This window comes from Halomonas colorata, assembly GCF_014897985.1.
Taxonomy (GTDB): Bacteria; Pseudomonadota; Gammaproteobacteria; order Pseudomonadales; family Halomonadaceae; genus Vreelandella; species Vreelandella colorata.
In genome coordinates this window covers 101175-119934 of the sequence record NZ_JABUZA010000004.1, presented here as the reverse complement: position 1 = coordinate 119934, position 18760 = coordinate 101175, and the positions used below count along the sequence as shown (strand labels likewise).

Here is an 18760-nt window from a genome sequence, read left to right as displayed (position 1 = left end):
CGCATTATATGATCAAGATAATATTTAGCGGCACCATTTAGCTAGCAGTGCCATGACGAGGTAAACATGCCTTATCCTAAAAGCCACAAGGCAAAAACCCGAGAGCGGATTCTGTCTTCAGCGACAGAGCTGTTTAGTCGGTATGGGTTCAACAAAGTGTCTATTGGTCAGGTAATGACGCTGGCTAAAATGACCCACGGCGCTTTTTATGCCCATTTTGCCTCTAAAGAAGCGCTCTATGATGCCTCTGTGCGTAAGACCCTAGACGGCAGTCGCGCAGCACGGCTGGTCAAAGGGCCGCTCTCCCTGCAGCATCTCACCGAGCTTGTGTCCAACTACTGGAATCTGCAGGAACTTGAGCGTAAGCAGCAGCCGGGGCCTGAAGCGGTGCTGTTTAACGAGATAGGCAGCGAAAAAGCCGAAATCCGCACCATGTTTGAAGCCTCGTATTTAAGCATGAAGAAAATGCTCGAAACGCGCCTGCTCGCGCTGAGCAAGCTTAAACAGCTGCCCTTTGCCAATGACCGCACTGTTATTGCCGATAAGTCGCGGGTTATTTTGGCATCACTGGTGGGCGCCGTCGCCATTGCCAAGAGCTTGCCGGGCGAGGAAGAACGCCAGCACGTATTGATGGCCACCCAGCGTCAGATCTTGTTAATGCTTGGCGTGAGTGAAGGCGACGCCGAAGGGATGCTGCAACGCGTGATGGCCCAATAGCCACGAGCATGTGTAAAGCCATTTTACCAAGCATTACGCTCGCCAGCGCTCAGGCAGCGTTTCCGTCAAGAACTGGCTAAATGCGCGAACTTTGGGGGTTAATTCCCGACGATGCCTCACGCAGAGATAAAACTCCAACGGTTCGATCTCAACCTGCGCGTCGGCCTCAAGCGCAGAGGTAATCGTTTCTGACGTCACCGGTTTTTGGGTAAAGAGCGCCACCAGCTTGCCATTCGCAATAAGCGGCTCTGCGATAAACGCTGCTAATCGAGTGATCCCACCACCTTCAACCGCCATCTGCGCGAGTGCATCAATGTCATCGCTGATCATGCGCGCGTTTACCGGTGCATCAAAGCGTATTCCGTTACGCACAAATCCCCAGCCGAGATAACGTCCGTCCAGCGGAAAGCGGAACACCAGGCAGTCATGCTCTTTTAGCTGCTCCAAAGTACGCGGGTGGCCGGCGCGTCTAGATAGCTGGGGGCTGCGCAAAACAGTGACGGTACGCGAGCAATCGGGCGCGCAACCAGCCCATCTTCCAGGGCGTGGCGGATTCTAATGCTGGCATCTACCGACTCCGCAATATGGTCCACGTTTCTGTCCGCGATATTGAGTTCAACCGTAAGATCCGGATAGCGCCGGTTAAATGCCGGAATCATGGGCGCCAGAATATGCCGGGCAAATGCGCCGGTGGAAGCAATACGCAAGCGGCCTTTAGGCGCCGAATTGAGCGCATTGACCGCTTGGCTGGCAAGCTCCAGCTCCTGTACCAGTTCGCGCACTTTGGCGTAATAAGCCGAGCCGTTTTCCGTTAACGCCAGGCTGCGCGTGGTGCGAGTGAGTAAACGCACGCCAAGGTGGTTTTCTAATCGGCTGATATTTTGACTGGCAGCGGCGGGGGAAATCCCCAGCAGGCGGGCGCCACCAGCAATAGAGCCCGCTTCAACAGCTTTTACGAAGCTTTCAATACCGCGCAGGGCAACCATAAGTTAAACCATGTTGTTAAAAATAATTCGTAAGTTTAGCTTATTGCTCTGTTCATAAGGGATAGGCTTCTGCCTCCCTTAAGAGCGCTGTAAAGTGCCTACCTGCTTTTCAACGAACAGGTAGGCTTCAATGACACAACGACAGTTCCCCGAACAGCGTATTCTGGCCGCGCGCAAGCTGCATCCTCGTTTTACGCCGGTCGTCTTTGCTTTATATATGTCGACGGTGATGGCGTTTTTAATGACGCTAATTATTACCGCGGTTAATGCGGGGATGAGTGACGATTATTTCAGTCAGGTGTGGCACGCCTACCGCGTGGCCATGCCCAGTGCCTTTATTTGTATTTTGATGGTGCGCCCACTAGTGGCTCGCCTTGTTCAGCTAACCATTAGGTCGCATTGAGATAATTATCCAGGGTACTTTTTGCTCATACTGGTGCTTCCCTGTAATGACGTATTGAGAAAGCTCATGACCTACCTGCATCAAAGGTTGAATAGCTTTTATCCAAGGCTGCGTGAGAATCTATAACGTTTGAGTGAGGGCGGGGCACCGAGATCAGCCGCCAACAACTAAAGCCAATAGCCCACTTTTTAAACAGTAGGGAGTACCCGTGTGAGAATAGGCGCACCTAAGGAAACGAGCCGGGGCGAAGCGCGTGTGGCGCTTACCCCGGAAAGTGCCAAGCAGATCCAAAAGCTGGGCCATGAGTGCCTGATCGAAACAGGCGCAGGACTAGCAGCGGGTTTTAACGACGATACTTACCGTGATGCTGGCGTGACCGTGGTGGATAGCGCGGACGCTCTTTGGCAGGACGCTGAGGTGGTCATTAAGGTCCGTGAGCCCTCTGATAGCGAGGCTGCGCGACTGCGCGAAGGCCAAACGCTGATTGCGTTTTTCTGGCCCGCGCAAAATGAAGCCCTGCTGGAGAAATGCAAAGCACAGGGCGCCAGCGTGATCGCCATGGACATGGTGCCGCGTATCTCCCGGGCCCAGAAGATGGACGCGCTGTCTTCCATGGCCAATATCGCTGGTTACCGTGCGGTGATCGAGGCGGGTAATAACTTTGGCCGCTTCTTTACCGGGCAGGTAACCGCTGCGGGTAAAGTGCCGCCGGCTAAAGTGCTGGTGATTGGCGCAGGCGTGGCCGGGCTTGCGGCCATTGGTACCGCCACCAGCCTGGGTGCCGTGGTGCGTGCCTTTGATGTACGCCCCGAAGTCTCCGAGCAGATCGAGTCGATGGGTGCTGAGTTCTTGTTCCTGGATTTTGCAGACAGCGAAGACAGCCAGGATGGTTCGGAAAGCGGCGGTTATGCCTCGCCTTCAAGCCCTGAGTTTCGCGAAAAACAGCTGGCTTGTTTCCGCGAACAGGCGCCCGACGTGGACATTGTCATCACTACCGCCCTGATCCCCGGACGCCCGGCGCCCAAGCTGTGGCTTGAGGATATGGTTGCGGCCATGAAGCCCGGCTCGGTGATTATCGATCTTGCCGCTGAAAAAGGCGGTAACTGCGATTTAACCCAGCCCGATGAGCGCGTCGTCTCCGATAACGGCGTGATTGTGGTCGGCTATACCGACTTCCCCTCGCGCATGGCGACGCAGTCATCTTTGCTGTATGCCACTAATATTCGCCATATGCTGACCGATTTAACGCCTGAGAAAGATGGCGTAATCAATCACAACATGGACGATGACGTGATTCGTGGCGCGACGGTAACTCACCAGAACGAAGTGACCTTTCCGCCGCCCCCGCCCAAAGTAAAAGCGATTGCCGCGGCCAAACCGAAGAAGAAAGAAAAAGAGCCGACGCCCGAAGAGAAAAAAACCACCGAGGCCGCTGCGTTCAAGGCCCAGACCAAGCGCCAGGTCGGCATATTGGCGATCGGCGGTGCATTGATGCTGCTGCTCGGTCAAGTCGCGCCCGCGTCTTTTATGCAGCACTTTATTGTCTTCGTGTTGGCGTGCTTTATCGGCTTCCAGGTGATCTGGAAAGTCAGCCACTCGCTGCATACGCCGCTGATGGCGGTGACCAATGCGATCTCCGGCATCATTATTTTGGGGGCGATTTTACAGATTGGCTCAGGCAGCGCGGTGGTTAGCGTACTGGCGGCTATTTCGGTACTCATCGCAACAATCAATATTGTGGGTGGCTTCCTGGTGACACGCCGGATGCTAGCCATGTTCCAAAAATCCTGAGCGGCGGAGAAACGATATGTTAGGTCAAGGATTCGTATCTGCCGCGGCGATTGCGGCAAGCGTTTTGTTTATTTTATCGCTGGGCGGGCTTAGTAATCAGGAAAAAGCCAAGCGCGCCGTGTGGTACGGCATTGTGGGCATGGCCGTCGCGGTATTTTTCACCGCCTTAGGGCCGGGCATTGGCGGCTATTGGTGGCTGATCCCGATGATGATTATCGGCGCAGGTATCGGTACCTATATGGCGGGCAAGGTCGAAATGACCGAAATGCCCCAGCTGGTGGCCGCCCTGCATAGCTTTGTGGGTTTGGCGGCGGTATTTGTAGCCTGGAGTGCGGATCTGGAGCGCCGCCGGGTGCTGGCCGCGCGCGCTGCCGACGGCGTGATGCAAGAGTTTTCGGCGTTTGCCGCGCTGGTGGCCACCAAGGCGCCGGATGAGCTAACGTTTTTGCAGATTGAGGTGGTGCTGGGCATCTTTATCGGCGCGGTCACCTTTACAGGCTCGGTGATTGCCTTTGGCAAGCTGGCGGGTAAAGTCGACGGCAAACCGCGCCAGCTGCCTGGTGGGCATTTACTCAATGCTGGTGCTGCAGTGCTTTCACTGCTGTTGGCGGTGCTTTATCTCAACGGCGCAGGCTTCTGGACGTTGATTGTGCTGGCTGCACTGGCTTTCTTCATCGGCTATCACCTGATCATGGGGATTGGCGGTGCTGATATGCCGGTCGTGGTCTCGATGCTCAACAGCTACTCCGGCTGGGCGGCGGCGGCTATCGGTTTTACACTCGGAAACGACCTGTTGATCGTGACGGGTGCGCTGGTGGGCTCCTCCGGGGCCATTCTTTCCTACATCATGTGCAAGGCGATGAACCGCAACTTCGTTAACGTGATCCTGGGTGGCTTTGGTGGAAGCACGGGGCCAGCGGCGGAAATCGAAGGCGAGCAAGTGGCGATTGATGCCGGCGGTGTGGCCAGTGCCCTGAACGATGCCGATAGCGTGGTGATTGTGCCGGGTTACGGTATGGCCGTGGCGCAAGCGCAGAGTGCGGTCAGCGATCTGGTACGCAAGCTGCGTGCGGCGGGCAAGAACGTACGCTTTGGTATCCACCCGGTGGCGGGGCGCCTGCCGGGGCACATGAACGTGCTGTTGGCAGAAGCCAAGGTGCCTTACGACATCGTATTGGAGATGGATGAAATCAATGACGATTTCACCAGCACCGACGTGGTGATCGTGATCGGCTCCAACGATATCGTCAACCCGGCCGCTGAAGAAGACCCCAACAGCCCCATTGCCGGTATGCCGGTATTGAAGGTCTGGGAGGCCAAGCAGGTATTTATCTGCAAGCGCGGGCAGGGTACCGGCTACTCAGGCATCGAAAACCCGCTATTCTTCAAGGAGAACAGCCGGATGTTCTACGGTGATGCTCGCGATAGCCTGAACGCATTGCTACCGCTAGTCGATTAACGTTCCACAACGTAGTGTAAGCCAACGAGCAGGGCGCCCAAGGGCGCCCTGTTTGCGTTTAATCGGCGCGTCTTGCTCACTGCCATGGTTACCAGGAAATGGCCTTTTCACCTGTGAATTAAAAATTACTATCAAGTTAGTCGCTAAATGCAAATTGTAGCTATAGCTAATGTGCTTTAAAACAGTCCCATGTCAGTGAGTCGTCCGCTTGAGCGTTTTGAAAGCGTCATGTTGAGAGACGTCATTGAGTGTTCCTCTGGTCACGCCAGGGGTAAGAGCAATAAGGGGAAACGAACGCATGAGTGGTAAATGCCCGGTAATGCACGGCGGTAACACAGCCGCCAGCAAGTCCAACACCGACTGGTGGCCTAACGCCCTGAACCTGGACATCCTGCACCAGCACGATACCAAGACGAACCCGCTGGGTGAAGATTTTAACTATCGCGAAGCGCTCGAAACACTGGATGTTGAGGCACTGAAAGCGGACCTTCGCCAACTGATTACCCAAAGCCAGGAGTGGTGGCCAGCCGACTGGGGAAGCTACGTAGGCATGTTTGCCCGGGTTGCCTGGCATGCGGCAGGTTCTTATCGCCTGGCCGACGGACGCGGTGGTGGCGGCACCGGCAATCAGCGCTTTGCGCCGCTCAACTCCTGGCCGGATAACGCCAATACCGATAAAGGCCGCCGCCTGCTGTGGCCGATCAAGAAGAAGTACGGCAACAAAATCTCCTGGGCCGATTTGATGATTCTTTCCGGCACCATGGCCTATGAAGTCGCGGGTTTGAAAACCTTCGGCTTCGCGTTCGGTCGCGAGGATATCTGGCACCCTGAAAAGGACACCTACTGGGGCGCTGAAAAAGAGTGGCTGGCGCCTTCCGACAGCCGCTACGGCGACGTGGCAAAGCCCGATACCATGCATAACCCGCTGGCCGCCGTGCAGATGGGTCTGATCTACGTGAACCCGGAAGGCGTGAACGGACAGTCCGACCCGCTCAAGACCGCCGCCCAGGTGCGTGAAACCTTCAAGCGCATGGCGATGAACGATGAAGAGACGGTTGCCCTGACTGCTGGTGGCCACACCATCGGCAAGTGCCACGGTAACGGCACGCCCGGCGATCTAAGCCCGGAGCCCGAAACGGCTGGCCCCGAGCTTCAGGGCCTTGGCTGGATGAAAACCAAGGGGCGTGGCATTGGCCGTGATACTCTGGTAAGCGGTATTGAAGGCGCCTGGACCAAGAACCCGACGCAGTGGGACATGGGCTACTTCGAGATGCTGTTTGGCCACGAATGGGCGCTGAGAAAATCCCCCGCCGGTGCTTCGCAGTGGGAACCTGTCGACATTAAAGAAGAAGATATGCCGGTAGACGTGGAAGACCCTTCCATCCGCTGCATGCCGATCATGACCGATGCCGATATGGCCATGAAGGTCGACCCAATTTACAACGAAATCTGCCAGCGCTTCATGGCGGACCCGGCGTACTTTGATGATGTCTTCGCCCGCGCCTGGTTCAAGCTGACTCACCGCGACATGGGCCCGAAAGTACGCTACGCAGGCCCGGACGTACCTCAGGAAGACCTGATCTGGCAGGACCCGGTGCCCGCAGGGCCAGCCGACTACGACGTTGACGCCCTGAAAGCGCGTATTGCCGCCAGCGGTTTGAGTATCAGCGATATGGTCAACACTGCCTGGGACAGCGCACGCACTTATCGTGGCTCTGACATGCGCGGCGGCGCCAACGGCGCACGTATCCGCTTGGCACCGCAAAACCAGTGGGAGGGCAACGAACCCGAACGCTTGGCCCGAGTGCTGGCCGTGCTTGAGCCCATCGCCCAGGCAAGTGGCGCAAGCCTTGCCGATACCATCGTGCTGGCGGGCAACGTAGGCATTGAACAGGCGATAAAAGCCGCAGGCTTAAGCGCCACGGTGCCCTTTGCCCCCGGCCGCGGTGATGCAACGGATGAGATGACCGACGCCGAGTCGTTCGAGGTGCTTGAGCCGCTGGCCGACGGCTTTCGCAACTGGCAGAAAGATACCTACGTGGTCAGCCCCGAAGAGATGCTGCTGGACCGTACCCAGCTGCTCGGCCTGACCGCAGCGGAAATGACCGTACTGGTAGGTGGCATGCGCGTATTAGGCACCAACCACGTAGGCACTAATCACACAAACATCAGGCACAGCGTGTTCACCGAGCGCGAAGGCGCACTGACCAACGACTTCTTCGTCAACCTGGTGGATATGGCCAATACTTGGCACCCGGCGGGCGACCATTATGAGATTCGTGATCGTCAAACCGGTCAGGTGAAATGGACCGCCACCCGTGTGGACCTGGTGTTCGGCTCCAACTCGATTCTGCGTGCCTATGCCGAAATTTATGCGCAGGATGATCACGTCGAGAAATTTGCCCGCGACTTTATTGCCGCCTGGACAAAAGTAATGAACGCTGATCGGTTTGATCTAGCGTAACGTCACGCGCCCCAGAAAGGGCGCGTGAGCAGTAAGTACCATTGATGTACCCAGTCTTGCCCGCATCGAAAGATGCGGGCTTTTTTAGGGTAGAAGAAAAGGTTTAAAACGCTTCCCACTCGGGCTCGGCGACGGCCTTTCTGGGCTTGAGCGTTGAAGGCGCAGGGGAGGCGGCCGGTAAGCGAGGGCTGCTTGCTGGGGGAGTAGCGCTTGTGGAGATAGCTAGCGGCTGTGAATCGCCCAAAATAAACTCGCTCATCAACTGAGCCAGGCGCTCGGCGTTGTTACGCATCTGCGCGGCAAGGGAGGCATTCTGGCTAACCATGGAAGCATTCTGCTGCGTCATGGTATCCATTTCCGCAACGGCGGTATTGACCTGTTCGATACCTGCGGTTTGCTCGCGGGCGCCAGCGGTAATTTCACCAATCACGTCAGACACCTGAGTGATGCTGCGATGAATTTCCTGCATCTGCTGGGCGGCAGATTTAACGATATGGTTGCCTTCCTTGGCATGATTAACCGACACATCGATCAGCGCGCGGATATCTTGAGCAGCAGTTGCCGAGCGACTGGCTAGCGTACGTACTTCGTTGGCCACTACCGCAAAGCCGCGCCCCTGCTCACCGGCTCTTGCGGCTTCGACCGAGGCGTTAAGCGCCAGGATATTGGTTTGGAAGGCGATGGAGTCGATCAGGCCGATAATATCGCTGATCTTGTTGGACGACTCGCTGATCGCGCCCATCTTGCTTTCCATCTGGGTCATGGATTCAGTGCCGCGTTTGGAAGCGCCTGCGGCTTCAATCGCCAGGCCATTGGCCTGCTCAGACGCTTGCGACGTGTGCGCCACCGTTGAGTGGATCTCCTCCATAGAGGCGGAGGTTTCCTGGATGTTGGCCGCAGCCTGATCGGTACGTGAGGAAAGCTCATGAGTGCCATCCGCCATGTCGCTGGCACCAGCGAGTACCGTTTGGGCGTTATGGCGCACTTCCTGAAGGGTGCCCTGCATACGCTCAACGAACGCATTGAAACCGCGCGCCAGATCACCGATCTCGTCTTGTGATTTAACCTCCAGACGGCGAGTCAGATCACCCTTGCCCTGAGCAATATCGGCCATGGCACTAGCCGTATGCTTGATTGGCGCAAGCGAGCGGCGTGCCGCATAGGCAACTACCACGAGAAGCAATATCAGCAGCAACCCGCCCGCCAGCAGCAGGGATTTCAGCAAGCTGTTGGTTACGGCGGTAAAAGCGGACATCGGAACGGTCACGCCGACAACCCAGGAGGTACCTTCCACAGGACTCCACATAAGCCGGGTACGTTCGCCACTGGGCATGGTGATTTCACCGGAACCGGGGGCGCCGCTGAGAATTGACTGACTCAGCGCATCCAACCCCTGATACCCCTGAGTGCGGTCGGCGTCGGTATAGTTCAGCGACATGCGATACTCTTCTACCGGGTGGGCAATGACCTGACCCTGGCTGTCAATAAGCCAGCCGTAGCTCCCGTCGCCGACATTGATTGCCGAGGTGATATCAGACACAGCCGCCATGGACACGGTGATGCCGAGTAGCCCTGCGCGATTGCCGCGTTCATCGAAAACGGTATCGACTACTAACGCCGTTGGCAGTCCGCTGACCATGGAGATCACCGGGTCGACAAGCAGGCTATCCTGGCTGCCTTCAGAAATGAGTGTCTTGAAGTAGGAACGTTCCGAGATGTCTAGCGGCACGCCAGCATGGGTTATCGTGTCGCCCGAGGCATTAGAGAAAAAAAGCGACTCGATGGTGCCGCCCGGCGGGTAGCGTTTGGCGAGCCAATCAAGGTGTGAGGCGACAGGAACGTTTTCGGCGAGACGCTCATCCTTGGCCAGCACCGCATTCCAGTTACGGTAACCGTTGATCCAGCGGCCTATCTCGTCGGCGCGTGCCTCAACTTGCCGTGTACCGGCATTGTCGATCAGGTCAGGGATAGCTTGGTTGAGCTGCTGATTGACAATAACGCCGAGAATGACGGCAACAATCAGTAAAGGAAGAGCGACTGCACTCAGCAATTTTTGTGTTAATGATAGATGGGAAAACTTACTCATTTAGAGCCTCAGTAGATAGAAAGATGACCGTCAGGGTCAATGCTAATGCGCGCGTGTTTTTTTTATGGCGCAGAAACAGCTTTAGTTACTGGCGTACGTCTTAATAACGACTGTTTGTGCGCCAACTTGAATGAAATGTTAGTTTTTAACCGGTGCATACCGTGCAGAAACAAATGATTATTCATGCGCTAATAGCGACACTGCACATGCTTCTCCCAGCTTTGACAACCCAAGGTGAATCGTGAAACGAGGCAAGTGGATAATGACCGTTTGGCTAGTGGTACTGCTCAGCTGCGTAGTGCCCTACACCCTTCTGACAAACACTGCAGCCTGGTACGGCAGCTTTCTCTTCTGGGCTTGCGCTGGGCTCGTGGTGATTGCGCTCAATATCTTTATTACCCGGGATTTTAAGGAACACGATCGTGACTGAGGCGATGATCTGGGGGGCCATTGCCCTCTACCTACTGATAGCGGTCGGTATTGCGGTTCTCTCGCGGCAGGGGGCTGCGAACAGTATGTCGGGATATTTCCTGGGTAACCGGCAGATGAACGGATTTGTCTCGGCGCTTAGCTACAGCGCAACCACCTATAGCGCTTTTATGATGGTGGGGCTGGCGGGGCTAACCTACGCCGGTGGCGTCGGCGCGCTGGGCTTTGAAATTATTTATTTTGCAGGCGTTTCCCTGGTAGCTGTTTTCGGTCCGCGTTTTTGGGCTGTCGGCAAAAAATTTGGCTTTGTAACGCCAAGTGAAATGCTTGGGCATCGCTATAACAGTAAGCCTGTCGCCATGGCCGTTGCGATTGCCAGCTGCATCTTTCTGATCCCCTACTCTGCCGTTCAGTTGGCCGGAGTGGGCTATCTTCTGGAAGGAATGACGGATGGCGCCATCACGTTCACCACTGGGGTGGTCATGGCGACGGTAATTGCCGTTTTCTTTTCCTATATTGCCGGTATTCGCTCGGTGATGTGGACCGACTCGTTACAAGCGCTGATGATGATTGTCGCCTCAACGCTGGTCGCTTTTTTGGTCATTCAAGGGCTGGGTGGTTTTAGCGGTCTGTTTGGTACGCTTGAGGCTGAGCATCCCGCTGCCTTGACCGTTCCAGGGCCAGGGCTTTTTAGTCTGGTTACCTTTTTGGGGCTAAGTATTCCCTGGTTCTTTTTTAGCCTTTCCAACCCGCAGGTAAGCCAGCGTCTGTTCATGCCTGCGTCGTTGCCCGCTATGCGCCAGATGCTGATTGGATTTTTGGTGTTTGGCTTTATTTATACGCTGGTGTCAGTGCTCTGGGGTTTCTCGGCACTGGCGGCGTTTCCCGATCTTGCGCGTGCCGATCTCGCCACACCGACGCTTTTGGCCTCTGACTTTGTACCGCCAGTGTTGGGTGTCATTGTTATGATCGGCATCATGGCCGCTGCCGTTTCAACGATCGATTCGATCATGTTAACCCTTGCCTCAATGCTGTCCCGGGATGTCTTTGCCAACGCCAAACCGAATGTGAGTGAAAAGCGTCAGTTGCTAATGGGCAAAATTGTCGTTCCGGTTATTGCCTTGCTGGCACTGGGCTTCGCCGAACTGCAGCTGGATTTGATCGCCGTGCTCTCTGTCGCGGCTTCATCAGGCCTGGTAGCAATGGTGCCGGCGATTATCGGGGCTTTTTACTGGAAGCGAGGCACCGCAGCGGGTGCATTGGCAAGCGTATTGGGTACCAGTGTGTTCGTGCTGGTGATGTATGCCACGGGTAATTCGCTGTTGGGTTTGCCTGCCGGCATTTGGGGAATTGTGGTGGCGACGGTGCTCTTCGTTGGTGTAAGTCTTTTGACCACGCCGCATACAGCCTCTGCGGAAGCATTCCTGAGCGCAATTAGTGAAGTGCTGGAACGTAAGAAGGGGACTCAGACTAATGCCCCCTTATCTAAGGAAGCGGCCGTGTAGGTTATCCAGTTTGAGCGGATTGTGGATGATTTAGAAAAGTGTACTGGTCAATAGGCACCTGCTCGGTGCCTATTGTTATTTACTCCCACACCGCCAGCTGGCGGCGGTGAGTAACCTGAGCCTGGGTAGCACTTACCGGATACAGCCAGACTTGTGTGCCGGGTAGGCACTGGGAAAGCAGCGCGCAGGCACTGGGGGTGAGTGCGCCGATGCGGGGGTAGCCGCCAATCGTCTGGCGGTCATTCATCAGGACGATCGGCTGGCCATCGGGGGGGATTTGTACCGCGCCCAAGGGAATGCCTTCTGAAACCACGCCTTCCAATTTGCTTTTAAGCGCTTGGCCGGTCAGCCGAATGCCCATACGGTCGGCGCGTTGGTCGACCGTCCACGGTTGGTTGAACGCCTGATAAAGGCTGCGCCCGGCAAAGTGGGCTACTTGGGAGCCCAGCACCAGAGGAAGCTGGCAGCGCTTTTGTGGCATGGGCAAACCGGCATTGTCAGGCAGTTGGCGGGGAGACAGCGCATCGCCTTGCCAGCTTAGTTGATCGCCAGTTTGCAGTGGCTTGCCGTCTTCATGCAGGCCACCAATCATTTCCCGCGCGGTGCAGGCACGGCTACCGAGTACCTCGGGGGCCTGCAGCCCGCCGGGAAATGCCAGATAAGCGCGTAGCCCGACGCACGGCTGGCGAAACGTCAGGCACTGCCCGGCTTTGAGAGTAAAGCACGCGTTAGGGGCGAGAGGCTCGCCGTTGATGCGGGCATCGAGATCGGCCCCGGCCAGCGCAAGGCAGACGTCGCTGTCGGCTTCTAATGTCAGGTTGCCGCCCATGACGATTTCCAGCGCTGCACTATTGGCCGGATTGCCTAGCAGCCAGTTCGCCCAGTGATAGGAGATCCAGTCGGCAGCGCCACTCTGGGTAACGCCCAGGTGGCCCACGCCGAAGCGCCCCGCGTCCTGAATCAGGGCAAGCGGCCCGGCCTGTTTGACGATCATGCTGCCCTGGCTCATGCGCGCTCCTCCAGTGGTGTGGTATCGCCGCCGGCGGCTTCAAACTCAGCTCTGGAGATGGACGTGAAGCGTACTTTGTCACCGGGGCGAAATAGCGGCTCACCGCGCCGGGCGTACTCGAATAGGGGAACCGCCGTGCGGCCCAGAATATTCCAGCCACCGGGTGAGAGCAGCGGGTAGATGGCCGTCTGCCGGTCAGCGATGCCTACGCTTCCGGCGGCTACGCGACGTCGTGGTGTCTTTAGGCGTGGCGTAGTCAGGCTTTCATCCACTAGCCCCATAAACCCATAGCCAGGAGCAAAACCAAGGGCGAACACGCTGTAGTCGTGGCCGCAGTGACGCTCGATCAACTGTTCAACGCTTAACCCCGCACGCTTGGCCACCTGTGGCAGCTCAGGGCCAACGCTTTCGTCGTACCACACCGGAATCTCATGCAACTGGCCGTTTTGGGTATCAGCGGGCTGCAAGTTTTTCAGCGCTTCGCGGGCAAGGGCCGTGGCCTCGACAAAGTCCATGGCCCGACAATCGTAATGAATCAACAACGTCGTGTAAGAGGGGACAAGGTCGATTAGCGCATCGCCAAAAGCGTGACGCAGGGCGGTGTCGGCCGCCATGACCCAGGCCATGTTGCGCTCGTCGATCGCATCGAACAGACGTACTGTCAGCGCATCCATGGCAGCGGTTTCAAGACGCAGTTTCACGCGGACTCCAACGCTTTGAAGGCATCACGGATGGCCCGTACGGCCGCAATTGATTCGGGGTTGTCGCCATGCACGCAGAGCGTATCGCAGGGCAGATGAAGCGCTGTGCCATCACGTGCGGTCAAGGCTTCGCCCTTGGCCAGCGCAATGGCCTGGGCCACGATAGTCGCCTGGTCGTGATGAACTGCACCCGCCAAGCGGCGCGATGCCAAGTGACCGTTGGCCTCATAGGCGCGGTCGGCAAAGGTCTCAAACCAGAGCGTGATGCCCATTTTAGCGGCTAGTTCACGGTGTGGCTCGGGATCGGCGGTGGCCATCACCACCAGCGGAAGGCGTGCGTCAAACGCTCGCACGGCGCGCATTGCGCCTTCCAGCAGCTCAAGGTTGGCAGCCATATCGTTATACATGGCGCCGTGCGGCTTGATGTAGCTAAGTTCGCTACCCTCGGCGCGACAAATACCGGCAAGCGCGCCCGCCTGATAAAGAATCATATCTTCGACTTCAGCCGCCGAGCAGGCCATGGTGCGCCGCCCAAAACCCATCAAGTCGGGATAGCCTGGGTGGGCACCAATGCGCACGCCATGCTGGGCCGCTAATGCCACGGTGTGACGCATAACGTGGGGGTCGGAGGCGTGGTAACCACAGGCGATATTGGCACAGTCAACGTAAGGCATGACCTCAGCATCAAGGCCAAGTGTCCAGTTGCCGAAGCTTTCGCCCATGTCGCAGTTGAGTAGGGGGATGACCATAACGACTCCAATTATTATCACGAGGGTTATTTGGGATGCGTTATTCAAACCAAACTAATATAGGGGAGAGGTTCTTTCACTTGCCAATCGTTTTTCACGATACTTAATATCGGCATCTTCTATCGTATTGTTATTTCTTAGAAAAATAGTTGACGATAGGGAGTAATGCTATTATCAACTAAATAAAAGCTCTCGATATAAAATAAAGAAAAGCGCGTGTTTGACCTAAGCTACTCACAATAACAGGTCGATAAAAAAGCGTTTTCCGGAGTGAATCATGCACTTGCCAGCCACGCACCATCAACGGGGCGGTTTACTGTCAGCGTTGGACTTGAAATTACATTGCAGGGATAGCTCGCTCTGCGGGCCAGACGTCTGCTTTGTGAGTCGATGCGCTTCGATAAGCAGCGTCGGTGTCTGTTGGTCATTGTATGTGTGGATTAGGCAACATTATGCTCGATTTCAAAGAACTTGAAGCCTTTGTTTGGGCCGTCAAGTTAGGGTCTTTTCGTAAGGCAGCCGTGCGCCTGCATCTGACCCAACCATCGGTCTCAGAGCGTATCTCGCGTCTAGAGGCAACGGTAGGCGAGCTGCTGCTTGAGCGCTCCGCCCGCCCGGTGCAACCTACAATGCGCGGGCGTGAATTTTTCCTGCATGCCGAGCGCATGCTCAGCCAGCGCGATGAAGCCATGAAACTCTTCGACAGTGAAGAGGATTATTCGGCACCTCTTCGGTTAGGCACTATCGAAACTATTGCTCACAGCTGGTTCCCTGAGTTCATGCGTCAACTCACCGAACGTTATCCGCGGTTAACCATCGAGCTTACGGTGGATTACTCGCCGGCGCTCAACGAGCGGCTGATGAATAACGAGCTGGATATTTTACTGGCAATGAATGGCTACCTACCGTCCAAGCAGATCGAATACGAAGCGTTAAGCCCGTACGAAATGGGCATGTTCGTATCTCCACGCCATGCAGAGATGCTCAGTGAGAACGCTGAGACTTGGTGCAAAAAGCTGCCGTTTATTTCGTTTGGCAAGTTGGCTCGACCCTACGAAGAGCTGGTCCAGTATCTGGCCGAGCAGGGCGTTACCAGCCCGCGTATTCATAGCGTTAGCACCCTGATGACCATTGCGCGCATGACGATGGAAGGCTTGGGCATTGGTGCGCTGCCGGTAGCCACGGTGCTTGATGAGTGGCGGCGTGGCGAGCTTTTGCGTCTGGCGTTACCGGTGCCGCTACCGGCGATGAACTATGATGTGATATGGCGTCGTGCCAATCATCCCCGCTTTTGTCGAGGCGTTGGCCGTTTAGCCCAAAAAACGGCCTGTGCCTACGCGCAGGAACGCCGTGTCGAGATGACCAATGCGTTATTTTCTGGGCACTGGATTCAACCGGGTGCCCCCGTAACCACTCCCAACGTAACCACTCCACTAATATGAATAAGAGGACTTATTCCATGCGTATGCGCATTGCGACCCCCCTACTGTTTGCTACCGCCTATGGCTTGGCAGCGACAGCTTCTGCCCAAGCGGCTGAATGGAACATGGCAACACCCTACGGTGATGCCAGCTTTCACACCAAAAATACTAAACAGTTTGCTGAAGATGTTGCTGAAGCAACCGATGGCGAACTGACCATCACCGTGCATAGCGGTGGCTCGCTCGTCTCCCACGGCGAAATCAAGCCGTCGGTACGCCGTGGCACGATTGATGCTGGTGAAGTTTTCATGTCGGTGCTGTCCAACGACGACCCGATTTTTGAGGTGGATACGCTGCCCGGCGTGGCTGGCAGTTACGATGATGCTTACGCGCTATGGCAAGCCACTAAGCCTATGATTACGGAGCTATTTGCCTACGAAGGCTTGATTCCGCTTTACGCCGTTGCTTGGCCAGCGCAGGGAATTTATACCGCCAATGAGCTGACAGACCCTGCGCAGTTTGAAGGTTTACGAGTGCGGGCGCCTAATATCAATACCCAACGGTTTGTGGATAACCTCGGCGGTAGCCCCACCGAAACCGAAGAGTCAGACATCCCCACTGCGTTCAGTACCGGCCGTGTAGACGCCATGATCACGTCAAGCTCTACGGGTAATTCCATGACGGCGTGGGACTACGTGTCCTATTACACCGACGCCAACTTATGGCTTCCGAAAAACATCGTGTTTATCAGCCAGCGCAGTTTTGATCGTCTGGATGAGGCGACTCAGGACGCCTTGATGGAAGCGGCTGAACGCGCTGAAGAGCGCGGCTGGCAGATGAGTCGTGACGATAACGATGCGAGCCTCGCTGCACTTGAAGAGAACGGCATCGCCGTATCGACCCCGAATGAAGAAGTCGCCGCGGCTCTTCAGGATGCGGGCGACAAGCTCTTTCAGGATTGGCTGAGCCGTGCTGATGACGAAGCAGAAGCTGCCTTGGAAGGTTACCGGGAGCAGCAAGGCAACTAAACGGCATAAGCCCTTTACGGAGGCGGCATTGGCCGCCTCTTTTTACCCACGCGCTCGGTGAGATAACGAACATGACGTTTAAATTCGACAGACTCTACCGTCTAGGTGCTTGGGGTGCCGCGGTGTGTATGATCGCGATTTGTGCCCTCATTGCACTGCAGGTAGCTTTTCGAGCCATCGATGCGCTGTTGATACTGGTAGGGCTAAACCGCCTCGGCATCAGTATTACCGGTGTTTCCGAGATGGCGGCCTATTTATTGGTGGGCGCCACCTTCCTGGGCTTGGCATATACCTTTGTGCATCACGCCCATATTCGCGTGACGCTTTTGATTTCACGGCTGCCTTCCGCCATTCGGGTGTGGTTTGAAGTGGCCGGTCTGCTGATTGCTTTAGCGATTAGCTTAATACTCGGTTATGGCCTGATTGGGTTGGCAAGAGAAAGCCTTCAATACAACGATGTCTCATCGGGTTTTTTATCCATACCGTTATGGATACCTCAAGGCGTCCTGGTCATCAGCGTAGGACTGCTTAGCCTGGCTCTTATCGAGGCGCTGATTATTGCACTGCGGATAGCAACGCGTGACCCATCTAGTTTTCGCGAAGCGATGTCCACCGATGACAGCGAAATGCACTAACTCTCTGCCAGCACTGCTTGGCCACGTTATGTTGGAGAAGACCTTGTGTTAACACTCAGTTTGGCAACGATTTTTACGTTATTGCTTTTGCTGGGCGGGGGCGTGTGGATCGCTTTTGCCCTAATCGGTACCGCGTGGGTAGCGCTGGCATTTTTTAGCTCGTTTGACCCAGGGCCGATTCTTGCGTCTGATTTTTGGGGGGCGAGCTATGGTTGGGATTTAACGGCGCTGCCGATGTTTATCTGGATGGGCGAGATCCTGTTCCGCTCTGGGCTTGCGGATAATATGTTTCGCGGGCTTTCGCCCTGGCTCAACCGCTTACCTGGGCGTTTGCTGCATACTAATATTATCGGTAGCGGTATGTTTGCAGCGGTGTGTGGCTCATCTGCCGCTACTTGCGCCACCGTGGGTAAAATGACTCTGCCGGAGCTTGAACGCCGCGGCTATGACAGCAATATGGCTATTGGTACGTTGGCGAGTGCCTCGACGTTAGGCCTGCTGATCCCGCCTTCCATCATGCTGATTGTTTACGGTGTCGTGACCGAGCAATCGATTTCACGACTATTTATGGCGGGCGTGGGCCCAGGCCTGATGATTCTGGCGATGTTTATGGCCTACCTCATACTCTGGGCATTGATTAAAGGTAATCGAGAAGGCCTTACCGGCGAAGATGAGTCTGACATGAGCTTCGCTGAGAAGCTGCGTAACACATGGGCGTTAATGCCAATTCTACTGTTGATTGGCGGTATCATCATCTCGATCTACGGCGGGCTTGCATCACCCACCGAAGCCGCGGCGGTCGGGGTCGTACTATCCATGGCGATTGCCCGCTGGAACGGTCACTTTACGAGCCAGATATTTAAAAGCTCACTATTCGCGGCTATTCGCACGGCGTGCATGATCGCGTTTATTATTGCCGGCGCCTCGTTTCTTACCTCCGCGATGGGCTTTACCCAAGTGCCCATGCAGTTGGCCCGCGCGATTGGTGAAATGGGATTATCACCCACCATGCTGCTCATCGCCCTGACCGTGCTCTTGCTGATTATGGGCTGCTTTTTAGACGGCATTTCACTTATTTTGCTGGTGACCGCGATTATCATGCCGGTGGTCAGCGCTGCGGGGTTCGACCTTATCTGGTTTGGTATTTATCTGGTGGTTGTGGTGGAAATGTCGCAAATTACCCCGCCTGTGGGCTTTAACCTGTTTGTTATTCAGGGCCTGACCGGCAAGGATATTTTAACCATCACACGCGCAACGCTGCCTTTTTTCCTACTGATGCTGCTGGCGATTGCCTTGATGCATGTTTTTCCCGCAATAGCGCTTTATCTGCCTTATGCGATGAATAGTTAACCTGACAGGCCGCGATCGCGCGGTCTG

17 protein-coding genes are annotated in these 18760 nt (G+C 55.8%); 11 read left to right on the top strand and 6 right to left on the bottom strand.

What is annotated here, in order from left to right:
• Positions 1–66 precede the first annotated feature (66 nt).
• Positions 67–717: a TetR/AcrR family transcriptional regulator gene (locus tag INT33_RS03740; RefSeq protein ID WP_192536684.1), complete on the top strand. Its 651-nt coding sequence runs from the start codon at positions 67–69 to the stop codon at positions 715–717.
• 33 nt (positions 718–750) lie between these two features.
• On the opposite strand, the gene INT33_RS21315 is transcribed toward INT33_RS03740, so the two are convergent.
• Together INT33_RS21315 and INT33_RS21310 are read right to left on the bottom strand one after the other, a co-directional pair.
• Positions 751–1164, bottom strand: a complete 414-nt coding sequence (locus tag INT33_RS21315) for a LysR substrate-binding domain-containing protein (RefSeq protein ID WP_264298918.1) — start codon at positions 1162–1164, stop codon at positions 751–753.
• Positions 1152–1703, bottom strand: a complete 552-nt coding sequence (locus INT33_RS21310) for a LysR family transcriptional regulator (protein ID WP_264298917.1) — start codon at positions 1701–1703, stop codon at positions 1152–1154. Before INT33_RS21310 ends, INT33_RS21315 begins: the two co-directional genes overlap by 13 nt.
• A 130-nt stretch (positions 1704–1833) precedes the next feature.
• Here INT33_RS21310 and INT33_RS03730 point away from each other — a divergent pair, with 130 nt between their 5' ends.
• The 4 genes from INT33_RS03730 (at position 1834) to katG (ending at position 7820) form a co-directional block, all read left to right on the top strand.
• Entirely contained in the window at positions 1834–2106 is a 273-nt protein-coding gene (locus tag INT33_RS03730) for a DUF2798 domain-containing protein (RefSeq protein ID WP_192536682.1), read from the top strand.
• A 210-nt stretch (positions 2107–2316) separates the two neighbouring features.
• Positions 2317–3897 carry a Re/Si-specific NAD(P)(+) transhydrogenase subunit alpha gene (locus INT33_RS03725; RefSeq protein ID WP_193091140.1) on the top strand — a complete coding sequence of 527 codons (1581 nt, stop codon included), beginning with the start codon at positions 2317–2319 and terminating at the stop codon, positions 3895–3897.
• Between the two features lie 16 nt (positions 3898–3913).
• Positions 3914–5356, top strand: a complete 1443-nt coding sequence (locus INT33_RS03720) for an NAD(P)(+) transhydrogenase (Re/Si-specific) subunit beta (protein WP_192536680.1) — start codon at positions 3914–3916, stop codon at positions 5354–5356.
• A gap of 298 nt (positions 5357–5654) precedes the next feature.
• Complete coding sequence (gene katG / locus INT33_RS03715; RefSeq protein ID WP_193091139.1) at positions 5655–7820, top strand: catalase/peroxidase HPI; 2166 nt, start codon at positions 5655–5657, stop codon at positions 7818–7820.
• 103 nt (positions 7821–7923) lie between these two features.
• Here the strand turns inward: katG and INT33_RS03710 are convergent, their stop codons facing one another.
• Complete coding sequence (locus INT33_RS03710) at positions 7924–9906, bottom strand: methyl-accepting chemotaxis protein (RefSeq protein ID WP_193091138.1); 1983 nt, start codon at positions 9904–9906, stop codon at positions 7924–7926.
• A gap of 262 nt (positions 9907–10168) precedes the next feature.
• Between INT33_RS03710 and INT33_RS03705 the strand changes: the two genes are divergently transcribed.
• Together INT33_RS03705 and INT33_RS03700 are read left to right on the top strand one after the other, a co-directional pair.
• Positions 10169–10336: a hypothetical protein gene (locus INT33_RS03705; RefSeq protein WP_225735999.1), complete on the top strand. Its 168-nt coding sequence runs from the start codon at positions 10169–10171 to the stop codon at positions 10334–10336.
• Positions 10329–11840, top strand: a complete 1512-nt coding sequence (locus tag INT33_RS03700; RefSeq protein WP_193091137.1) for a sodium:solute symporter family protein — start codon at positions 10329–10331, stop codon at positions 11838–11840. The genes INT33_RS03705 and INT33_RS03700 overlap by 8 nt, the downstream gene beginning before the upstream one ends.
• A gap of 79 nt (positions 11841–11919) precedes the next feature.
• On the opposite strand, the gene INT33_RS03695 is transcribed toward INT33_RS03700, so the two are convergent.
• Genes INT33_RS03695 through INT33_RS03685 form a run of 3 tightly spaced genes read right to left on the bottom strand, consistent with a single transcriptional unit; the run spans position 11920 to position 14299 of the window.
• Positions 11920–12849 (bottom strand): 5-oxoprolinase subunit C family protein, encoded by a 930-nt coding sequence (locus INT33_RS03695; RefSeq protein ID WP_193091136.1) that lies wholly within the window; start codon positions 12847–12849, stop codon positions 11920–11922.
• Positions 12846–13550 carry a 5-oxoprolinase subunit B family protein gene (locus INT33_RS03690; protein WP_192536674.1) on the bottom strand — a complete coding sequence of 235 codons (705 nt, stop codon included), beginning with the start codon at positions 13548–13550 and terminating at the stop codon, positions 12846–12848. The genes INT33_RS03695 and INT33_RS03690 overlap by 4 nt, the downstream gene beginning before the upstream one ends.
• Positions 13547–14299, bottom strand: coding sequence for a 5-oxoprolinase subunit PxpA (locus INT33_RS03685; RefSeq protein ID WP_193091135.1), 753 nt, complete (start codon positions 14297–14299; stop codon positions 13547–13549). The genes INT33_RS03690 and INT33_RS03685 overlap by 4 nt, the downstream gene beginning before the upstream one ends.
• A 452-nt stretch (positions 14300–14751) precedes the next feature.
• On the opposite strand from INT33_RS03685, the gene INT33_RS03680 reads away from it, so the two are divergent.
• The 4 genes from INT33_RS03680 to INT33_RS03665 all read left to right on the top strand — a co-directional run bounded on the left by INT33_RS03680 (position 14752) and on the right by INT33_RS03665 (position 18733).
• Positions 14752–15741, top strand: a complete 990-nt coding sequence (locus INT33_RS03680; protein ID WP_192536672.1) for a LysR family transcriptional regulator — start codon at positions 14752–14754, stop codon at positions 15739–15741.
• Between the two features lie 17 nt (positions 15742–15758).
• Complete coding sequence (locus INT33_RS03675; RefSeq protein ID WP_192536671.1) at positions 15759–16748, top strand: TRAP transporter substrate-binding protein; 990 nt, start codon at positions 15759–15761, stop codon at positions 16746–16748.
• 71 nt (positions 16749–16819) lie between these two features.
• Entirely contained in the window at positions 16820–17383 is a 564-nt protein-coding gene (locus INT33_RS03670; protein WP_192536670.1) for a TRAP transporter small permease, read from the top strand.
• A gap of 45 nt (positions 17384–17428) precedes the next feature.
• Positions 17429–18733 carry a TRAP transporter large permease gene (locus INT33_RS03665; RefSeq protein ID WP_193091134.1) on the top strand — a complete coding sequence of 435 codons (1305 nt, stop codon included), beginning with the start codon at positions 17429–17431 and terminating at the stop codon, positions 18731–18733.
• The last annotated feature ends 27 nt before the right edge of the window (positions 18734–18760 follow it).